Here is a 19,528-nt window from a genome sequence, read left to right as displayed (position 1 = left end):
CTGTCCTCGCCCCGTCGCCTGCCCTGGCGACGCCCGCGCGGCGTCAGCTGACGGCGGGGGTGCCGTGCACGGCGGCGACGGTGGGGCGGCCCTCGGCGAACCACCGGGGCAGCGACACCTCGAACAGCTGCTCGAGCGCGAGGTCGACGCCCCCGCGGACGGGCTCGCTGCGGTCGTTCTCGGAGGTCTTGATCAGGAGGTCGCGGGTCGCGAGCGGCAGGGAGAGCTCGTAGACGCGGTGGCGGACCTCGGCGAGGAACAGCTCGCCGGTGGAGGCGACGGCGCCGCCGATGACGATGATCCCGGGGTTGAACATGTTGACCAGGGCGGCGATCGCCTCGCCGACCTGACGCGCGCTGGACTGGATGAGCGAGATCGCGAGCGGGTCGCCCCGCTCGGCGGAGATCGCGATGTCCTCGGGGGTGAGCTCGGAGCCGGATGCCGCGATGTCGGCCAGCATGCCGGTCGCTCCGTCCGCGACCCGGGCGCGGGCGTCGCGCACGAGCGCCCATCCGCCGGCGACGGCCTCGAGACAGCCCGTCTTCCCGCACCGGCAGACGTGTTCGACGCCCGGGACGCGGACGTGACCCATGTCGCCGGCGGCGCCATTGGCGCCGCGGTGCAGACGGCCGCGGGAGACGAGCCCGGCGCCGATGCCCGTGCCGACCTTGCAGTAGATGAGGTCGACACCGTCTTCCCGACGGCGCGCGCGCTCGCCGGCGGCGAGGAGGTTCACGTCGTTGTCGACCCAGACCGGGGAGTCGTAGCGCTCCTCGAACGCACGGCGGACGTCGAAGCCGTTCCAGCCCGGCATGATCGGCGGCGCGACGGGACGGCCGGTCTCGAAGTCGACCGGGCCGGGGAGGCCGACCACCATCGCCCACACCGGGGTCCCGTCCCCCGCGGCGAGGAGGTCGTCGACCATCGTCGTGGCGCGGCGCAGCGTCTTCTCGGGGCCCTCGGAGATGTCCCAGGCGCGGTGCGCCTCGTCGAGGATCTCGCCGTCGAGATCGGTGATGCCGACGTGGATGTGCAGACCGCCGAGCGCGCAGACGACGATCCGTCCCCGCTCCGCGCGGAACCGCAGGGTTCGGGGGGCGCGGCCGCCCGAGGACGGGGCGTACTCCGCATCCTCCAGGAAGCCCATCTCGACCGCGCGATCGATCCGCTGCGCGACGACGCCGCGACCGAGGCCGGTGACGCGTCCGATCTCGGGCCGGGTGACCGCCTCACCTGATCGGACCATGTTCACGATGCGCAGCAGGCTGGTGACCTCGTCGGTCTGAGCGCCGAAACGGAGGGTGGACACGTTGGCCATGCTCGATCTTCACATAAGCGGCCGTCAGCGACGGCGATCCGACGACCCGAATGGTCCGAAAACGATGGTCTTATGCTTCAATGACGCGGAAGTGGCCCACAGTGGCCGTGGCCCGGATAAGCGACACCGATGTGCGGCATCGACACGATCGGCTTCCCTGATACGGACTTCGGTCGGATAGTGGAAGAAGAGTCGGAACGACCCGATTCACCGAAAGGATCGAAGATGATCAAGCTTCTCTCTCATCTGTCGTTCGTCGCGATCACGACCCCGGATGTCGAGGCGTCGGTGGGCTTCTACGTCGACCAGGTCGGTCTGACCGAGGTCGCGCGCGAGGACGGCCGCGTGTACCTGCGCTGCTGGGGGGACTACTACGCCTACTCCGTCGTGGTCGTGAAGGGCGACGAGCCCGGCCTCGAGACGATGGCCTGGCGGACGTCCTCGGCCGAGGCGCTCGAGGAGGCGGCGAAGCGCGTCCAGGCCGCCGGCATCGACGGCGAGTGGATCGAGGGCCGCGGCATCGGCCGGGCCTTCCGCTTCACCGGACCGCAGGGACACGACATGACCCTGCACTGGGACGTCGAGCGTCACCGCGCCGAGCCGCACACCGCCTCGATCTACCCCGACCGGCCCGAGAAGCGCAGTCCTGTCGCCGGCGCCCCGCGACAGCTCGACCACGTCACGATCGCCGCGCGCGACGTCGACGCGTTCGTGCAGTGGTACGTCGACACCCTCGGCTTCCGCTTCATGGCCCGCACCGTGCTGGACGAGGCGCCGGTCTCGGTGTTCTCCGTGCTGACCACCAACGAGAAGTCGCACGACCTCGGCGTCGTGCTCGACGGCTCGAGCCGCGACGGCCGCATCAACCACTACGCCTTCTGGGTCGACACCCGCGAGGAGCTGCTCATCGCCGCCGACACCCTGATGGAGAACGGCATCCCGATCGAGTACGGTCCGAACATCCACGGCATCGGCGAGCAGACGTTCCTCTACTACCGCGAGCCCTCGAGCCTGCGCATCGAGCTCAACACCGGCGGGTACCGCAACTACGTGCCCGACTGGGAGGCCAACACGTGGAAGCCGTCGCAGGGATCGAACAACTTCTACCGCAACGGCCGCATGCCGATGTCGATGACCGAGTCCTTCCCGCCCGCCGACGGCCCCAGCGCCACCGAGGAGGGCGTGCCCGACGAGATCAAGGACGCCCTGCTCAACCCCTACGCCGTCGAGGGCCGGGGCTGACGATGACGACCGCCCCCTACGCTCTCGCCCGTTTCCGGGACGGGGATGCCGTGCGCGTCGGCCTCGTGGCCGGCGACCGCATCCGCCCGCTCGACGCCGACGAGCTCGGGGGCGGTCTCAACGCCTTCCTCGCCGACCCCGACTGGGAACGCCTCGCCGCCCTCGCCTCCGGGCGGGAAGACGCCCCGGGGCAGTGGCATCCCCTCTCCGACGTCACGCTCACCGCTCCCGTCGAGCCGCGGCAGGTCCTGCAGACCGGCGCCAACTACCGGCAGCACGTGATCGAGCTCGTGGCCGCGGGCCTGACGCAGAACACCGACCGCACGCCGGAGGAGGCGCGCGCGTTCGCCGCCGACATGATGGACGAGCGCGCGCGCAGCGGCGAGCCGTACTTCTTCATCGGACTCACCGCGTGCGTGGTCGGCGACGACGTGCCGCTCGTGCTCCCGGCGTACAGCGAGGTGCACGACTGGGAGCTGGAGCTCGCCGTCGTCATCGGGCGCGAGGCGTTCCGCGTCTCGCGGGAGGACGCCCTCGACCACGTCGCGGGCTACACGATCGTCAACGACATCACCACGCGCGACCTCGTGTTCCGGAAGGACATGAAGGAGATCGGCACCGACTGGTACCGGGCGAAGAACTCGCCCGGGTTCCTGCCGACCGGTCCCCTGCTCGTGCCGGCGGACTTCGTCGACCCGTCCGACACCGCGGTGCGCCTCGAGCTGAACGGGCAGGTGATGCAGGATGCCAACACCTCCGACCTGCTGTTCGACGTCGCGGCCCTGGTGTCCGCGGCATCCCAGACCCATCCGCTCCTCCCCGGCGACCTGCTGCTCACGGGCAGCCCGGCCGGCAACGGGCAGCACTGGAAGAGGTTCCTGCGCCACGGGGATGTCATGACGGGGACCATCGGCGCCCTCGGCACGCAGGTCGTCCGGTGCGTCGCGGAGGAGGCGAAGTGACGCTCGAACAGGCGCAGGGGACCCTCCCGTCCGAGGACCCGGCCGACCTCGACCGGCAGAACCCCGAGGCCGAGATCGCCGCCCGCGCCGAGGCCTTCCGCAACTGGGGGCGCTGGGGCGAGGACGACGTGCTCGGCACGCTCAACCTCATCGACGCCGCGAAGCGGCGCGAGGCCGCGGCCCTCGTCCGGGACGGCGTCTCGGTCTCGCTCTCGCAGCGCTTCGACACCGACGGTCCGCAGAAGGGCTGGCGGCGGCGCACCAACCCGGTGCACACGATGACCGACACGGGAACGGATGCCGAGCGCGGCAGCCAAGGCTTTCCGCACGGCATCGGCGGGGCCGACGACGTCATCGCGATGCCGCTGCAGTGCTCGACGCAGTGGGACGGCCTCGGCCACATCTTCGACCACGGCTACGCCTGGAACGGGCGGCGGGCGGGCGACGTCGTCACGAGCGACGGCGACCTCGTCACGGGCATCGAGCACGCGGCATCCGTCATCGTGTCGCGCGGCGTGCTGCTCGACCTGGGGCGGCACCTCGCTCCCGCGAGCGGCGAGCTCGCCGACGGGTACGCCATCACGGCCGCAGACCTGGACGCGTGCGCCGCGGCGCAGGGGGTCGGCGTGGGCCGCGGCGACATCGTGCTCGTCCGGACCGGCCAGTTCACCCGCGTGAGCCGAGAAGGCTGGGGCGACTACGCCGGCGGCCCGGCGCCCGGGCTCTCGCTGACCACCGCCGGCTGGCTGCACCGCACCGAGATCGCCGCGATCGCCACCGACACCTGGGGCTTCGAGGTGCGGCCGAACGAGTTCGACGTGCCGGCGTTCCAGCCGCTGCACCAGGTCGTCATCCCGAACCTGGGCCTGACCATCGGCGAGATGTGGAACCTCGACGTGCTCGCCGAGGCCTGTGCGGCGGCCGGCCGGTGGGAGTTCCTCCTCTCGGCGCCCCCGCTCCCCATCACCGGGGCCGTCGGCTCGCCGGTGAACCCCGTCGCCCTCCTCTAACCCCCCCCACATCCCAGAACAGAGAGGTTCTGACATGACCGCCGTCCAGAAAGTCGCGATCGCCGGAGCCGGTGTCGCCGGACTCGCCACCGCCATCTTCCTCGCGAAGGCCGGCGTGGAGGTGGACCTCTACGACGCCCAGCCCGCGCTCACCACGCGCGGCTCCGGGATCACGCTGCAGGGCAATGCGCTGCGCGTGTTCGACGAGCTCGGCGTGTGGGACGAGGTCGCCGCCGCCGGCAAGGCCTTCGAGGGGCTCAACCTGCGCGCTCCCGGCCCCGGCGCCCCCGTGGTGGCCGCCCTGCCCGACCTGAAGACCGGCGGCCCCGACTACCCCTCCACGATGGGCATGTCCCGTCCTGACCTCGCCCGGATCCTCCTGGATGCCGCGGAGTCCCACGGTGCGCGCGTGCACTTCGGCCACCGGGTCACGGGCGTGCAGCAGACCGGCGACGGCGTGGCCATCGACGTCGACGGGGAGCCGGCGGGGACGTTCGACCTGCTCGTCGGCGCGGACGGCCTGCACTCCGCGGTGCGCGAGATGATCGGCATCCATGTGTCCCCCGAGCAGACGGGGATGGGCATCTGGCGGACGTTCGTGTCGCTGCCGCCCGACGTCGACCGCAGCGAGCTGTACTACGGCGGGCCCATGTACATCGCCGGCTACACGCCCACCGGCGACGACACCATGTACGCGTTCCTCGTGGAGGCGGCGCAGGACCGCTCGCAGGTCTCGCCCGAGGAGGCGCGGCACATCATGGTGGAGCAGTCCCGGGCCTACGACGGCCCGTGGAACCACATCCGCGCCGACATCGAGGCCGGCGCCGACGCGAACTACACGTGGTTCACGCGGCACCTGGTGGACGCCCCGTGGAACCGCGGCCGCGCCGTCGTGATCGGCGACGCCGCACACAGCTGCCCGCCCACGATCGCGCAGGGCGCCGCCCAGGGCCTCGAGGACGCGGCGGTGCTCAGCGAGCTGCTCGTGACCCGGGATGCCGTCGACCAGCAGCTCTGGGACGAGTTCCACGACCGCCGGGTCGCGCGCGCGAAGGCCATCGTCGACGCCTCCGTGCAGCTGGGGCAGTGGCAGCTCGACGGCGTCCGCGACGCCGACATGGGCGGTCTGATGTTCGGTGTGGCGCAGCTGACGGCGGCCCGCGCATGACCGGGATCGTCGACGACGTCCGGCCGGCCGAGACCGACGCCGGGACGCGGGGCGGGGGCGATGTCACGGACGTCCACGCGCACCTGCTCATGCCCGCTCTGCACGCGGAGGTCGAGCGGCGGGTGCCGGAGGAGGTGCAGGCGGCCGCCGACCTCGAGCTTCGGCGCAACGGCCTCGCGAGCCTGCAGGCGTCCGGCCGGATGATCGGGGAGCGCTTCCCCCGCCTCACGTCCGTGGCCGCGCGCCTCGACGCGATGAACGCGCAAGGCGTCGACCGTCAGTGGGTGAGCCCGTCGCCGAACCACTTCTACCCGTGGGCGAACGAGGGTCTCGCGACGTGGACGACCGGGGAGGCCAACCGCCTCATCGCCGAGCATGTGGCGCTCGCGCCCGACCGCCTCGTCGGCCTCGGCGCCGTGCCGCTGCAGCACCCGCATCTCGTCGTCGACGCGCTCGATGACGCCGTGCTCGGGCGGGGTCTCGCGGGCGTGGAGATCTCCTCCTTCGCGGGCGACGTCGAGCTCAGCGACGAGCGGCTCGAGCCCTTCTGGGCGCGGGCGGCGGAGCTGCGCGCGGTCGTGTTCCTGCACCCCTTCGGCTGCTCGCTGGACGAGCGGCTCGACCGCTTCTACCTGTCGAACACGGTCGGCCAGCCGACGGAGAACGCCGTCGCGCTGTCGCATCTCATCTTCGCGGGCGTGCTGGACCGGCATCCGGGGCTCCGCATCGTCGCCGCTCACGGCGGCGGGTATCTTCCGACGGCGATCGGGCGCTCCGATCGGGCGTGGGCGGTGCGCCCCGAGGCGCACGGCTGCGCGCACGCCCCGTCGACGTACTTGGCGAAGCTGTGGTTCGACACCGTCGTGCACGACGAGCGGGCGCTGCGCTGGCTCGTGGAGACGGCCGGCGCGGACCGGGTGCTGCTCGGCAGCGACTTCCCGTTCGACATGGGTCTCGACGACCCGGTCGCCTTCGTCCGGGGGGCGGGGCTGACGGATGCCGAGACCGCCGGCATCCTGGGCGGCAATGCCGCCGAGCTGCTGCGCACACGGGTGCACGCGTGAGGATCGCGCGCTGGGTCGACGGCGCGGACGTGGGGGAGGGGTTCGTGGTCGGCCACGACGTCGTGCCCTTCCCCGACGGCCTCCGGGTCGCGGAGGTCCTGGCGCAGGGCCTGGATGCCGCCCACGCGCTGTTCGCGCGGCGCGAGGACGCCCGTTCCCGGCCGTTGGCGGAGGTGCGGCTGCTCGCCCCGCTCGTGCCTGCGTCGATCCGCGACTTCGTGGCCTTCGAGGAGCACGTGGAGGGTGTCAGCGCCTCCGTCGACGGCAAGAGCGAGGTCGTACCCGAGTGGTACGAGGCGCCGACGTTCTACTTCACCAATCCGCACACCGTCCGCGCGACGGGGGAGGTCGTGCCGATTCCCGAGACGCAGCGCCTGGACGTCGAGCTGGAGCTGGCGGTCGTGATCGGCGCCGTGCCCGGCTCGGACGGGGAGAACCTGGATGCCACCGCCGCGGCATCCCACGTCTTCGGCTACACCGTGATGAACGACTGGTCCGCCCGCGACCTGCAGTCCCGGGAGATGAAGGTGCGGCTCGGGCCCGCGAAGGGCAAGGACTTCGGGATGACGCTCGGGCCGTGGATCGTCACGGCCGACGAGCTCGCGCCGTTCGTCGACGCGGAGGGCTTCCTGGCGGTCCGTGCCGAGCTCTTCGTCAACGGCGAGCTGATCGGCGAGGACCTGGTGTCGAACATGGGATGGCCGTTCCCCGAGCTGGTGGCCTACGCCGCTCGGAACTCGATCGTCGTCCCCGGCGACGTGCTCGGCTCGGGGACCGTCGGCAACGGCGGGTGTCTCGGCGAGCTGTGGGGGCGCCGGGGGCGGCTCGACCCGCCGCCGCTCGAGCCGGGCGACGAGGTACGGCTGGTGATCGAGGGTGTCGGTGAGGTCGTCAACGTCGTGGGCGAGCGGGTTGCGGCCCCCTCGGTCCTGCCCGCCCGGCAGCGCCCGCGGTCCCGGACCCGCTCCTCGCTTTAGTTGCTTTTCAACATAAGTCGGCTATCATGGAGGAGACGTCGGGGCTCTCGCAGCCCGTTCGCGCGGTGAGGGAGCCGTCGCGGCACATCCGGTCGCGTCGATCGCCCGGTCGTACGGGCGCCCCACGCATGTCACTCTCCCCCGCGCGTCTGCGCATCCTCGTCGCCGCCCTCCTGTCGGTGTCGTTCCTCGGCGCCCTCGACCACACGGTGGTCTCGACCTCGCTCGCCACGATCGCCGGCCAGCTCGGTGCGCTCGAACACATGAGCTGGATCATGGTCGGCTACACGATCGCGGCCACCGTGATGCTCCCCGTCCTCGGCAAGCTCGGCGACATCGTCGGTCCGCGCCGTGTGTTCCTCTCGGCGCTCGTCCTGTTCCTCGTCGCCTCGCTCGCCTGCGGCTTCGCCCCCGACCTCGGCTGGCTCATCGCCGCGCGCGTACTGCAGGGGCTCGGCTCGGCGGGGCTGCAGCTGATGTCGCAGACGATCATCGCCCGCGTCACCAGTCCGCGTCAGCGGCCGCGCTACATGGCCGTCATCGGCACGGCGTTCCCCGTCGCGATCGTCGTCGGTCCCGTCGTCGGCGGCCTCATCACCGACTTCTGGGGCTGGTCGTGGGTGTTCTGGATCAACATCCCCGTGGGCGTGGCCGCCCTCGTCCTCGCCGCGATCGCGGTGCCCCGTCTGCCCGGCGGGGCCCACCCCCGCTTCGACGTCGCCGGGTCCGTCGTCTTCACCGGGACCCTCGTCGCCGTGGTGCTGGCGGTCACCTGGATCGGCGACAGCATCTTGCGCCCCACGGCGCTCCTCTGCGCGGCGGTCGCGGTCATCGGCATCCTGGCCCTCGTCCTCATCGAGCGGCGCGCGGTCGAACCGATCCTGCCGCCGCGGATCCTCCGCAACCGCACGATCCTCGCCTGCCTCGGGCTCTCGCTCATCATCGGCGCCGGACTGTTCGCGGTCGTCGCGTACGTGCCGACCTACATCCAGATGGCGTACCGCACGTCGGCCACCGTGTCGGGTCTCGTCCCCATCGCGACCGTGCTGGGCATGCTCGTCAGCAACCTGCTGACGGGCTGGCTCGTCAGCCGCTCCGGCCGGTACCGGGTCTACCCGGTGGTCGGGACGGCGCTCGGCGCGGCCGGGCTCGCGGTCATGTCCACGCTGCCGGTCGGGGCGCCCCTCTGGGTGCCGATGATCGTCATGGCGACCGTCGGCATCGGCACCGGCGGCTTCATGAACCTCATCTTCGCCGTGGTGCAGAGCGCGGCCGCCCGCGCCGACCTGGGCGCCGTCACCGCCACGACCAACCTCGTCCGGCAGATCGGCGCGGCCGTCGGGACCGCCGTCATCGGCGGCGTCGTCGGCTTCGGGGTGGCCGCGGGGCTTCCGGAGGGACTGGATGCCGACACCCTCACCCCCGCCGTGGCGCGCGGTGCCGCGGCGGCGGTGCAGGACGAGATCGCCGTGGTCTACCACGACGTGTTCGCGCCCGTCTTCCTGGGGCTCTCGATCGTCTACGCCTGCGGCGTCGTCGTCGCGCTCCTGCTCCCCGCCGGGCGCCTCTCGGACGAGGCCCCCGCGGCCGTCGCGGAGCCGTCCGACGTGGACCGCCAGCCCGCCTGAGCCGCCAGCCCGTCGACACCCGGCTCCGTCCACCCGACCCCGAACCCGCCCCCGACCCGCCCACCCGTCATCGCCGTCCCGTCACGGCCGTCCCGAAGCTCGAAGGAGAGACCATGTCCGACCACCCCACCATCGCCGTCGTCGGCAGCGGGCCCATCGGCTCCGCCTACGCCCGCGTGCTGCTCGAGACCCTCCCGCACGCCCGCGTCATCATGTTCGAGGCGGGCCCGCAGGTGACCGACCGTCCCGGTGAGAGCGTCCGCAACATCGCGGACCCGGACGAGAAGGCCCGTGCCCGCGAGCGGTCGCAGGGCCCGCAGGCCGGCGCGTTCCGCGAGTCCCTCGGCCTCCCGGCCGGGGCCGTGGTCGAGGGGATGTTCACCGCGCGGCAGGGCACGCACCTGCTCGACTTCGGCGGGGAGGGGTCGGCGCACGCGCCGACGTTCCCCGCGGCGGCGGGCGCGACCAACGTGGGCGGACAGGGGTCGCACTGGACGTGCGCCATCCCGCGCCCGGCGTTCAGCGAGAAGCTCGACTTCATCGCGGACGACGAGTGGGAACAGCTCATCTCCACCGCCGAGCGTCTGCTGCACCACCAGAGCGCCGCGTTCGCGGACTCGCCCATCGGCGCCGCCATCCGGACGCTCCTCGACCGCGAGTTCGGCGCGGAGCTGCCGGACGGGTACGGCGTCGGCACGCTGCCCGTCGCGGGCGACCCGCAGCCGGACGGATCCATGCGCTGGGCCGGTGCCGACACCGTGCTGGGACCGCTCATCGCCGAGGGGACCGACGTCGCCGCGCGGTTCACGCTGCGCGACCTGACGTTCGTGCGCCGCATCGAGCACGACGGGACCCACGTCAGCGGCGTCCTGGTCGAGGACCTGCGCACGCGCGAGCAGACCGTCGTCCCGGTCGACGCCGTCGTCGTGGCCGCGGACGCGTTCCGCTCTCCGCAGCTGCTCTGGGCGTCCGGCATCCGTCCCGCCCCCCTCGGGCGATACCTGACCGAGCATCACGTCGTCATCAGCACCGTCGCCCTGGACGACGAGCGCATGGCGGCGCTGGTGAGCCCGGAGGAGTTCGAGGCCGAGCTGGCGCGCCGCGCGAAGAACGCCGCCGATCCCGTCGCGGCGGTCAACCGCATCCCCTTCTCCGAGCCCGAGCACCCCTACTCGGCGCAGATCATGTACGCGGAGAAACCGCCCTTCGCCCTCGACCCGGATCACCCCGCCGCCGGCAACCACTGGGGCTATGTGAACATGGGCTTCGGCGTCCGCAAGTTCCCGCGCGTCGAGGACGGGGTGGCCTTCTCGGACGACGAGCTCGACTACCGCGGGATGCCCAACTTCACGATCGAGTACGCCCTGACAGAGCGCGAGGAGAAGGAGATCGCGGAGGCGACCGAGCGCCTGCGGCGCGCGGGCGAGGCGCTCGGCACGTTCGTCGCGGAGCCCCGGCTGCTGCCGAACGGCTCGAGCCTGCACTACATGGGCACGATGCGCGCGGGCACCGACCCGGCCACCTCCGTCGCCGACCCGTACTCACGCGTCTGGGGCTTCGACAACCTCGTCGTCGGCGGCAACGGGCTCATCCCCACCGCCAACACGATGAACCCGACGCTGACGAGCGTGGCGATCGCGGTGCGGGGCGCACGGCGACTGGCGGCGCAGCTGCGCGCGGCATCGGCTGTGCTCGCGCGATAGGGATGCCGCGGGCGCGGCGCCGTCACGACGAAGTGTCGGCGCCGCGCCCGCCCCCTGGACGAGATGGCAGTGCGCGGCCCGCGATACGGCGTCTTTACTGGGCGCATGACCGACAACGAGCTCCCCGTCATCGCGCATTGGATCGACGGCGCCGCCACGACCGGTGCCGGGGACCGCACCGCTCCCGTCTACAACCCCGCGACCGGCGCCGTGCAGGCGCACGTCGCCCTGGCGGACCAGGCGGACGTCGACGCGGCCCTCGCCTCGGCCGAGCGCGGGTTCGCCGAGTGGAGCGGCTACTCCATCGCCCGGCGGCAGAGCGTTCTCTTCGCCTTCCGCGAGCTGTTGAACGCCCGCAAGGGCGAGCTGGCGGAGATCATCACCGCGGAGCACGGCAAGGTCCGATCGGATGCCATGGCCGAGATCCTCCGCGGGCAGGAGGTCGTCGAGCTGGCCACCGGCTTCCCCCACCTGCTCAAGGGCGCGTACTCCGAGAACGCCTCCACCGGGGTCGACGTGTACTCCCTGAAGCAGCCCCTCGGCGTCGTGGGGATCATCAGCCCCTTCAACTTCCCGGCGATGGTGCCGATGTGGTTCTTCCCCATCGCCCTCGCCGCGGGCAACGCCGTCGTCGTCAAGCCCAGCGAGAAGGACCCGTCGGCATCCCTCTGGGTGGCGCGCCTGTGGAAGGAGGCGGGCCTGCCGGACGGGGTGTTCACCGTGCTCCAGGGCGACAAGGTCGCCGTCGACGGCCTGCTCGCGTCGCCGATCGTCCAGTCCATCTCGTTCGTGGGCTCCACCCCCATCGCGCAGTACATCTACGAGACGGCGGCCCGGAACGGCAAGCGCGTGCAGGCGCTCGGCGGGGCGAAGAACCACATGCTCGTCCTGCCCGACGCCGACCTGGATCTCGTCGCCGACTCCGCCGTCAACGCCGGATTCGGTGCCGCGGGGGAGCGGTGCATGGCCATCTCGGTCGTGCTCGCCGTCGAGCCGGTCGCCGACGAGCTCGTCGCGAAGGTCCAGGAGCGCATCGCGACGCTGCGCATCGGCAACGGCGCCGGTGCCGACGAGCCCGACATGGGCCCGCTCATCTCCGCCGCGCACCGCGACAAGGTGTCGTCGTACGTGGACACCGCCGAGTCCGACGGAGCCCGCGTCGTCGTCGACGGTCGCGGATTCACCGTCGACGGGCACGAGGACGGCTTCTTCTTCGGGCCCACGCTGCTCGACGCGGTGCCGACCACGTCCCGCGCCTACACCGAGGAGATCTTCGGTCCCGTCCTGTCGGTCGTCCGCGTCGCGTCCTACGAGGACGGGCTCGCCCTCATCAACAGCGGCGAATTCGGCAACGGCACGGCCATCTTCACCAACGACGGCGGTGCCGCCCGCCGCTTCCAGAACGAGGTACAGGTCGGCATGATCGGCATCAACGTGCCGATCCCCGTCCCGGTGGCCTACCACTCCTTCGGCGGATGGAAGAAGTCGCTGTTCGGAGACGCCAAGGCGTACGGCACCCACGGATTCGACTTCTTCACCCGTGAGAAGGCCGTCACCAGCCGCTGGCTCGACCCCGCCACCCACGGCGGCATCAACCTCGGCTTCCCCCAGAACGCCTGATCGCGTCCGCCCGCCACAGAACGGAGCACCCCATGGCCCTGCCCCTGGACACCCCCCGCAACGCGTCCGTCAGCGAGCGCGACCGCCGCAGCGTCTTCCACTCGTGGTCCGCGCAGCGCGCGCTGGCCCCGCTGCCCCTCGCGGGCGGCTCCGGCGTCGAGGTGTGGGACGAGGACGGCCGCCGCTACCTCGACTTCTCGAGCCAGCTCGTCAACGTCAACATCGGGCACCAGCACCCCCGGGTCGTTGCGGCGATCCAGGAGCAGGCCGCGACCCTGACGACCGTCGCGCCCGCGCACGCCAACGACGTCCGCGCACACGCCGCGGAGCTCATCCTGCAGCGTGCACCCGAGGGCTTCTCGAAGGTGTTCTTCACCAACGGCGGAGCGGACGCCAACGAGAACGCCATCCGCCTGGCCCGCCTGACGACCGGGCGCGACAAGATCGTGTCGCACTACCGCTCGTACCACGGCAACACCGGAGCGGCCATCACGGCGACCGGTGACTGGCGACGGATGCCGAACGAGTACTCCCGCGGTCACGTCCACGTCTTCGGGCCCTACCTGTACCGCTCGGAGTTCTGGGCCGAGACCCCGGAGCAGGAATGCGAGCGCGCCCTCCGGCATCTCGAGCGCACGGTCCAGGCCGAGGGCCCGGACACCATCGCGGCCTTTCTTCTCGAGACCATCCCGGGCACCGCGGGCGTCCTCGTCCCGCCGCCGGCGTACCTCGCCGGCGTCCGCGCGATCGCCGACCGCTACGGCATCCTCCTCATCCTCGACGAGGTGATGGCCGGCTTCGCCCGCACCGGCGAGTGGTTCGCGTTCGACGCGTTCGACGTCCGGCCCGACCTCATCACCTTCGCGAAGGGGGTCAACTCCGGATACGTCCCCGTGGGCGGCGTGGTCATCTCCGACCCGATCGCGGCGGTGTTCGACGACCGCGTCTTCCCCGGGGGTCTGACCTATTCCGGACACCCGCTCGCCGCGGCATCCATCGTCGCCGCGCAGCAGGCCATGGCGGACGAGGGCATCGTCGAGAACGCGCGTCGCATCGGCGCCGAGGTCATCGGGCCCCGCCTGGAGGCGCTCGCCGCGGAGTCGTCGCTGGTCGGCGAGGTGCGCGGACGCGGGGTCTTCTGGGCCGTCGAGCTCGTCGCGGACCCGGTGACGCGCGCGCCGCTGGCGGCCGCGGACATGGGGGCGATCAAGGCCGCGATGCTCGACCGGGGCGTCCTCGGGTTCTTCGCCGACAACCGCGTTCACGTCGTACCGCCCGCCGTGATCGAGGACGCCGACGCCCATCGCGGGCTCGACGTGCTCGCCGACGTCCTCCGGGCGCACGAGGGCTGAGCGCGTGGTGCGGGGGCGTGCCGTGCGGCGGGAGCGCACCCCGCCGACCGCGTACGGCCATCGTCCGCGCACGGACCCCCGCCGCATCGAGGAGTCCCTGAAGGATGCCGCGCCGGTGCCGTTCTGGCTGGACGACGTGCCGGGCCCCGTGCCCCATCCGCCCCTGGCGGGCGCGCACGAGACGGACCTGCTCATCGTCGGGGGCGGGTTCTGCGGCCTGTGGACCGCGATCATCGCGAAGGAACGCGACCCGCAGCGGGAGGTCGTGCTGATCGAGGCCGTTCGCACGGGGTGGGCCGCCAGTGGCCGTAACGGCGGGTTCGTCGAGGCGAGCCTGACCCACGGCGAGGAGAACGGCGCCCTGCACTTCTCCCGCGAGCGGGATGTGCTCGCCCGGCTCGCGACGGAGAACTTCACCGCCCTGCGGGACACGATCGCGCGCTACGGCATCGACGCCGAGTGGGAGGAGACCGGCATGCTGACGGTCGCCACGGAGCCCCACCAGGTGCCGGGGCTCCGCGACGCCGCACGTGACGGCGGGGGCGACTACCTCGAGGGGGAGGCGTTGGACGCGTACGCGTCGTCGCCGGTGTACCGCGCCGGCCTGCTGACCCGCGACGAGCACGCCTACGTCCATCCGGCCAAGCTCGCCTTCGGTCTCGCGCGGGTCGCCGAGAAGCTCGGGGTGAGGATCCACGAGCACACCCGGGCCACGGGGCTGCGTGCGCCGCGGAGCGGGCGGGTGGAGGTCACCACGCCGGACGGTGTCATCCGCGCCCGCCGGGTCGCCCTGGCGACGAACGTCTTCCCGTCGCTCCTCCCGGCCCTGCGGCTGTTCACCGTACCGGTCTACGACTACGTCCTCATGACGGAGCCCCTGTCCGCCGAACAGCTGGCCGCGATCGGGTGGACGGGGAGACACGGCATCGCGGACTCGTCGCGCGAGTTTCACTACTACCGCAAGACGGCGGACGACCGGATCCTGTGGGGCGGATACGACGCCGTCTACCACCGGGGACGACGCGTCCGCCCGTCGCAGGACCAGCGCCGGGAGACGTTCGAGCGGCTCGCCGACCACTTCTTCCTCACCTTCCCGCCGCTCGACGGGGTTCGGTTCACGCACGCATGGGGCGGCGCGATCGACATGTCGACGCAGCTCGTCGCCTTCCACGGCGCGGCGAAGAACGGACGAGTCGCCTACAGCGCCGGGTACACCGGCCTGGGGCTCGGGGCCACGCGTTTCGGCGCCGAGGTGATGCTCGACCTGCTCGAGGGGCGGGACACGGAACGGACCCGCCTGCGGATGTCGCGCCGGCTGCCGGTGCCGATCCCGCCGGAACCGTTCGCCTTCCCGCTGATCCAGTTGATACGGCGGGCGGTCGCCCGGTCCGACCGGAACGGCGGCAAGGACGGCCTCCTCCTGCGTCTCGCCGGCCTGTTCGGCGTGGGCTTCGACTCCTGATCGCCGTTTTGGCCGTCAGGGGGAGCCGGTCGAGGCCCGGCGCGGGTCAGGCGTCGCGCTCGCCCGTGGGCTCGGCGTCGCCCAGCTGCCGGAGGGCGAGCGGGAGGAGCATCTGCACGGCGGCGTCGACGATCTCGTCCAGACGGTCCGCGGGGATCCGCCCGGCCGCGGTGAGGGCGCTGATGCCCTCGGTGGTGGCGGCGAGCAGATAGGGGAGCGGGCCCAGCGCGTCCGGATCCTTCTCACCGAGGAGCTCCGCTCCCAGCGCGAAGAAGCGGGCGGCCGAGGTCTGCGCCGCCGGTTCGCGCTCAGGGCGCGTGCCGCCCGCGGGGGTCGCGAACATCAGCTGCATGAGGGGTCCGTTGCGGTGGGCGAACCGCACATGCGCCCTCACGTACGCGGCGAAGCGCGACGGGAAGTCCTCCGGGCCGCTGGCCGCGACCAGCTCGTCACGAAGTTCGTCGAAGCCGTCGGCCGCGATGGCATCCAGGACGGCATCCCGGTCCGGGAAATGCCGCAGGGGCGCTCCGTGGCTGACGCCGACGCGCCGGGCGAGCTCGCGGACGGTCACCGCCTGCGGACCCTGCTCGATCAGGAGCGCACGACCCTCGCGGACGAGCTCCTGGCGGAGCGACCCGTGGTGATAGGAGCGCGCCGCCTCGGTCATCCGCCCAGGGTAGACGTTGACAGCAATGTAGACAATGTCTACATTGAGCGTCATGGCCCCTGAGAGCACCGGTCGCGCGGCGACCGACACCACCGTCGTCATCACCGGAAGTACGAGCGGCATCGGGCGGGCGACCGCCGTGGCCTTGGCGGACGCGGGGGCGCGGATCATCCTCGCGGTCCGCGACGTCGAGAAGGGGCGCGCCGTGGCGGCCGCCCTGCCCGGGGTGCGGGGGTTCCACCGAGTCCGTCGGCTCGACCTCGCGCGGCAGGAGACGATTCACGCGTTCGCGGCGGAGACCGACGAGCAGATCGACATCCTCGTCAACAACGCCGGCGTCGCGGCGAAGGACCTGCAGCGAACCGCGGACGGGCACGAGCTCCAGTTCGGGACGAACCACCTCGGCCACTTCCTCCTGACGACGCTGCTCCTCCCGCGGATCACGGACCGCGTCGTGACCGTCGCGTCGCAGGCGGAGCGCATGGGGCGGCTGGATCTCACCGACCTCGACTGGCGTCGCCGGACCTACCGGTCGGGCCGGGCGTATGCGGATTCGAAGCTCGCCAATCTGCTCTTCACCTACGAGCTGGAGAGGCGTCTGCGCCGGGCCGGATCGCCCGTCCGAGCCTTGGCGGCGCACCCGGGACTCGTGCGGACCGCCATCTACGACCGCCCCGCGGGGGAGCGTCCGAACGTCTGGGACCGTCTGCTGCCGGTGTTCGGCCAGGACGCGGAGGATGGGGCGCTGCCGTCTCTGCTCGCGGCATCCGGTGACCTGCCCGGCGGCACCTTCGTCGGGCCGAAGCGCATGATGCACATGCGCGGGGGCGCCGAGGTCATCGGCAGCTCGGCACAAGCCCAGGACCCTGAGCTCGGGGCGGCGCTGTGGACCGCGTCGGAGCAGCTGACGGCGGCGGACGCGCGTCGCTGATCCCCGCCCTCGACGGGTGTGAGGGCCGACGGCTACGCGCCGCCGCCGGTGAGCCGTGTCCAGAGGTCCACGATGAGCGGCCCGATGTCGCCCGCGCGGTCGGCGGAACCGACGGCGACGGCGACGAGCGGGTAGACCGTCACCGCGAGGCTCAGGAGAACGGCCAGCACCGCGAACACCCAGGCGGACCCCGCCCGCCGACGGGTCAGTGCCAGGAGCAGCGCGCCGGCGACCAGCAGGATGCCGAGGAGAGCGACGACCGTCACGCTCACCACGGGGAAGGGGATCAGCCCGGCGGTTCCGGCCGTCGTCGCGGCGAGGAATCCCGTCAGCGGCAAGAACAGGCCGAGGCCGATGAGGACCGCGAGCACGACGCCCACGCCCGCGGCGATGAACACTCCACGGGGCCGTCGCGTGCTGCGGGAGACCGTCCTCATGCGCCCGATTGACGCGCGCGGTCGCGTGCGTCATCGGCCGCCGCCGCGATGTCGTCGGCGACCTCGTCGAGGGCGTCCGCGACGACGTCGTGCGCATCCGCCGCGTCGTTGTTCGAAGCGGCGTCGGGGTCGGCATCGGCCGCCGTCGACCGGCGGGGAGCGTTGCCGTCCTCCTCGGCCGCCTCGTCGACCGCCCGCCGCGTCGCCGATGCGACGTCGTCCGCCGCTTCGCGCGTCGCCGATGCGACATCGTCCGCCGCTTCGCGCGTCGCGGTGGCTGCGTCGTCCACGGCGTCACCGGCCGCCGTGAGGGCATCGTCCACGGCATCCTGGCCCGCCTCCACGGGATCGGTGTCGAACGGTCCGAAGACATCCGTGACGGTCACGGTGACCGCGACGCTGTTCGAGCCGAGCTCGGCGGCGACGGTCCGCGCGGCGTCGCGGACCGCGTCCGCCACGTCGCGGATCTTGTGGGGGTACTCCACGACGACGGAGACGGCCACGGTGACGTGTCCCGATCGGTCCTTGTCCACCTTGACGCCCGGTGCGGAGGTCGTCGAACCGATGCGCTGACGCACCGCGTCGGCGGCTCGCATGAGGACTCCGCCGAGGGCGTGGACGCCGTCGACGTTCGCGGCGGCGTCGGAGATGGCGACGGCGGCGTCGTCCAGGGTGGTGCGGGCGGTGGTGGTGGTGGTCATGGTGCGATCCTCCCGGGGATCAGTTCACGCGGGTGTTGTCGTGCGCCAGCTTGGCGCGCAGGCCCGAATGGATGGAGATGAAGGTGCGGACGTCACGGCCCGTGAGGGTGGCGAGGTTGCTCACCAAGGTGTCGGCGTACTCGGCGACCTCCCGCGGGGACGTGTTCTGCCGCGGGGTGATCGCGACGTGCAGCACCGACTCCTTGCGGACCTCGCCCGAGGTGACGCGGGCGGAGAGGATCTCGTCCCGTCCGTCGAACGCGTTCTTCAGTGCCTGCGAGGCGAAGCCGTCGGTGATCGTGATCCGGCCCTCCGTGCTCTCGCTGCCGGTCGACTGCAGCGGTGCCGGTCGACGACCGCGGATCGCGGAGGCGGCGATGACGATGAGGATGATCGCCAGGACGGTGATCGCGGCGACGGCGCCCCACCCGGCGCTCTCGCGGCCGATGCCGACGAGCCAGCCCTGGAATCCTCCGACGACGGAGGTCCAGGCATCGGTTCCGCCGGGCAGGAGACCGACGGCGAGGAGGAGGGCGCTCACCCCGAGGAGCACGACCCCGAAGAGGAGGACGAGGAAGCGGTTCAGGCCGCGCCGTGTGGCGTTCATCAGGACTCCTCGGTGTTCGGACGCGTGATGCGGAGGTGGGTGGTCACGCGTGGGACGAGTTCATAGGTGCCGATCTCCGCGTCGACGATGCGGCGCAGTTCGGACTCGTCGACAGGGATGCCGACAGGCGGGCGCACCGTGATGTCGACGGAGCGGTGCGCGACCCCGACCTCGATGTCGTCGCGGGCGATGCCGGACTCGTTGCTGAGGTGCTGCGCGAGGGCGGAGGCGATGACCCCGTTGTCGACGACGACGGCGCGGTTCACACCACGCGTCATCTCGTGACGCGAGAGGCGTCCCGGCGCGACGGCGACGACCAGCACGATGAGAGAAATGACCGCGAGGACGGCGCCGCCGAGGATGAAGGCGACGGGCATGAGGGCCTGGGGCGCGTCGACGGCGGCTTGGAGGGCGGGGCCGGGGGCGATCAGGAGGGGGTTCTGGCCGGTGAGGGTCAGGACGATCTCGGTGCCGGCGTAGGCGAGGGCGAGGAGGAGGAGGATGACGACGGTGAGCATGGCGCCGGTGCGGGGCGAGTGGGTCTCGCGGCGTACGACGGTGCGGAGGGTGGTGTCGGTCATCAGCGCACTCGCTTTCGTTTCGGGGTGGTGGCCCCGGTGAGGGTGATGTCTACCCGGGAGACCTCGCGTCCGAACAGGCGGGTCAGGCGGGTGTGGAG

At 72.1% G+C, this 19,528-nt stretch carries 18 protein-coding genes; 12 read left to right on the top strand and 6 right to left on the bottom strand.

Going from position 1 to position 19,528, the window contains the following annotated elements:
* Positions 1-43: 43 nt before the first annotated feature.
* Positions 44-1,318 (bottom strand): ROK family protein, encoded by a 1,275-nt coding sequence (locus MRBLMI1_RS15745; protein ID WP_367734430.1) that lies wholly within the window; start codon positions 1,316-1,318, stop codon positions 44-46.
* 225 nt (positions 1,319-1,543) lie between these two features.
* Here MRBLMI1_RS15745 and MRBLMI1_RS15740 point away from each other — a divergent pair, with 225 nt between their 5' ends.
* The 11 genes from MRBLMI1_RS15740 to MRBLMI1_RS15690 all read left to right on the top strand — a co-directional run bounded on the left by MRBLMI1_RS15740 (position 1,544) and on the right by MRBLMI1_RS15690 (position 15,506).
* Complete coding sequence (locus MRBLMI1_RS15740; protein WP_367734429.1) at positions 1,544-2,560, top strand: VOC family protein; 1,017 nt, start codon at positions 1,544-1,546, stop codon at positions 2,558-2,560.
* Between the two features lie 2 nt (positions 2,561-2,562).
* Positions 2,563-3,522, top strand: a complete 960-nt coding sequence (locus MRBLMI1_RS15735; RefSeq protein ID WP_367734428.1) for a fumarylacetoacetate hydrolase family protein — start codon at positions 2,563-2,565, stop codon at positions 3,520-3,522.
* A complete protein-coding gene (locus MRBLMI1_RS15730; protein WP_367734426.1) occupies positions 3,519-4,532 on the top strand; it encodes a cyclase family protein in 1,014 nt (337 codons plus the stop codon). Before MRBLMI1_RS15735 ends, MRBLMI1_RS15730 begins: the two co-directional genes overlap by 4 nt.
* 34 nt (positions 4,533-4,566) lie before the next feature.
* Positions 4,567-5,700 carry an FAD-dependent monooxygenase gene (locus MRBLMI1_RS15725; protein ID WP_367734425.1) on the top strand — a complete coding sequence of 378 codons (1,134 nt, stop codon included), beginning with the start codon at positions 4,567-4,569 and terminating at the stop codon, positions 5,698-5,700.
* Positions 5,697-6,764: an amidohydrolase family protein gene (locus MRBLMI1_RS15720; RefSeq protein ID WP_367734424.1), complete on the top strand. Its 1,068-nt coding sequence runs from the start codon at positions 5,697-5,699 to the stop codon at positions 6,762-6,764. The genes MRBLMI1_RS15725 and MRBLMI1_RS15720 overlap by 4 nt, the downstream gene beginning before the upstream one ends.
* Positions 6,761-7,741 (top strand): fumarylacetoacetate hydrolase family protein, encoded by a 981-nt coding sequence (locus MRBLMI1_RS15715; protein ID WP_367734423.1) that lies wholly within the window; start codon positions 6,761-6,763, stop codon positions 7,739-7,741. The genes MRBLMI1_RS15720 and MRBLMI1_RS15715 overlap by 4 nt, the downstream gene beginning before the upstream one ends.
* Before the next feature lie 128 nt (positions 7,742-7,869).
* Entirely contained in the window at positions 7,870-9,369 is a 1,500-nt protein-coding gene (locus MRBLMI1_RS15710; protein WP_367734421.1) for an MDR family MFS transporter, read from the top strand.
* A 113-nt stretch (positions 9,370-9,482) separates the two neighbouring features.
* Positions 9,483-11,072 (top strand): GMC oxidoreductase, encoded by a 1,590-nt coding sequence (locus MRBLMI1_RS15705; protein ID WP_367734419.1) that lies wholly within the window; start codon positions 9,483-9,485, stop codon positions 11,070-11,072.
* A gap of 105 nt (positions 11,073-11,177) precedes the next feature.
* Entirely contained in the window at positions 11,178-12,692 is a 1,515-nt protein-coding gene (locus MRBLMI1_RS15700) for a CoA-acylating methylmalonate-semialdehyde dehydrogenase (protein WP_367734418.1), read from the top strand.
* 32 nt (positions 12,693-12,724) lie between these two features.
* Positions 12,725-14,044 carry an aspartate aminotransferase family protein gene (locus MRBLMI1_RS15695; RefSeq protein WP_367734415.1) on the top strand — a complete coding sequence of 440 codons (1,320 nt, stop codon included), beginning with the start codon at positions 12,725-12,727 and terminating at the stop codon, positions 14,042-14,044.
* A gap of 4 nt (positions 14,045-14,048) precedes the next feature.
* On the top strand, positions 14,049-15,506 hold the full coding sequence (locus MRBLMI1_RS15690; protein WP_367734414.1) for an NAD(P)/FAD-dependent oxidoreductase: 1,458 nt from the start codon (positions 14,049-14,051) through the stop codon (positions 15,504-15,506).
* A gap of 46 nt (positions 15,507-15,552) precedes the next feature.
* Here the strand turns inward: MRBLMI1_RS15690 and MRBLMI1_RS15685 are convergent, their stop codons facing one another.
* A complete protein-coding gene (locus MRBLMI1_RS15685) occupies positions 15,553-16,173 on the bottom strand; it encodes a TetR/AcrR family transcriptional regulator (RefSeq protein ID WP_367734413.1) in 621 nt (206 codons plus the stop codon).
* Positions 16,174-16,225: 52 nt separating this feature from the next.
* Here MRBLMI1_RS15685 and MRBLMI1_RS15680 point away from each other — a divergent pair, with 52 nt between their 5' ends.
* Positions 16,226-17,104: an SDR family NAD(P)-dependent oxidoreductase gene (locus MRBLMI1_RS15680; RefSeq protein WP_367734412.1), complete on the top strand. Its 879-nt coding sequence runs from the start codon at positions 16,226-16,228 to the stop codon at positions 17,102-17,104.
* Between the two features lie 32 nt (positions 17,105-17,136).
* Here MRBLMI1_RS15680 and MRBLMI1_RS15675 read toward each other — a convergent pair whose 3' ends face one another.
* From MRBLMI1_RS15675 to MRBLMI1_RS15660, 4 genes are read right to left on the bottom strand one after another with little or no spacing between them, the layout of a single operon-like run.
* On the bottom strand, positions 17,137-17,541 hold the full coding sequence (locus MRBLMI1_RS15675) for an MFS transporter permease (RefSeq protein ID WP_367734411.1): 405 nt from the start codon (positions 17,539-17,541) through the stop codon (positions 17,137-17,139).
* Positions 17,538-18,242: an Asp23/Gls24 family envelope stress response protein gene (locus MRBLMI1_RS15670; protein ID WP_367734410.1), complete on the bottom strand. Its 705-nt coding sequence runs from the start codon at positions 18,240-18,242 to the stop codon at positions 17,538-17,540. The genes MRBLMI1_RS15675 and MRBLMI1_RS15670 overlap by 4 nt, the downstream gene beginning before the upstream one ends.
* A 19-nt stretch (positions 18,243-18,261) precedes the next feature.
* Positions 18,262-18,849 carry a hypothetical protein gene (locus tag MRBLMI1_RS15665; protein ID WP_367734408.1) on the bottom strand — a complete coding sequence of 196 codons (588 nt, stop codon included), beginning with the start codon at positions 18,847-18,849 and terminating at the stop codon, positions 18,262-18,264.
* Positions 18,849-19,430: a DNA/RNA endonuclease G gene (locus MRBLMI1_RS15660; RefSeq protein ID WP_367734407.1), complete on the bottom strand. Its 582-nt coding sequence runs from the start codon at positions 19,428-19,430 to the stop codon at positions 18,849-18,851. Before MRBLMI1_RS15660 ends, MRBLMI1_RS15665 begins: the two co-directional genes overlap by 1 nt.
* Positions 19,431-19,528 lie beyond the last annotated feature (98 nt).

The sequence above is a fragment of the Microbacterium sp. LMI1-1-1.1 genome (assembly GCF_040815675.1).
In the GTDB taxonomy this organism is placed as follows: Bacteria; Actinomycetota; Actinomycetes; order Actinomycetales; family Microbacteriaceae; genus Microbacterium.
Note: the sequence above shows the minus strand (reverse complement) of the source record. Positions and strands in the feature narration are given on the sequence as shown.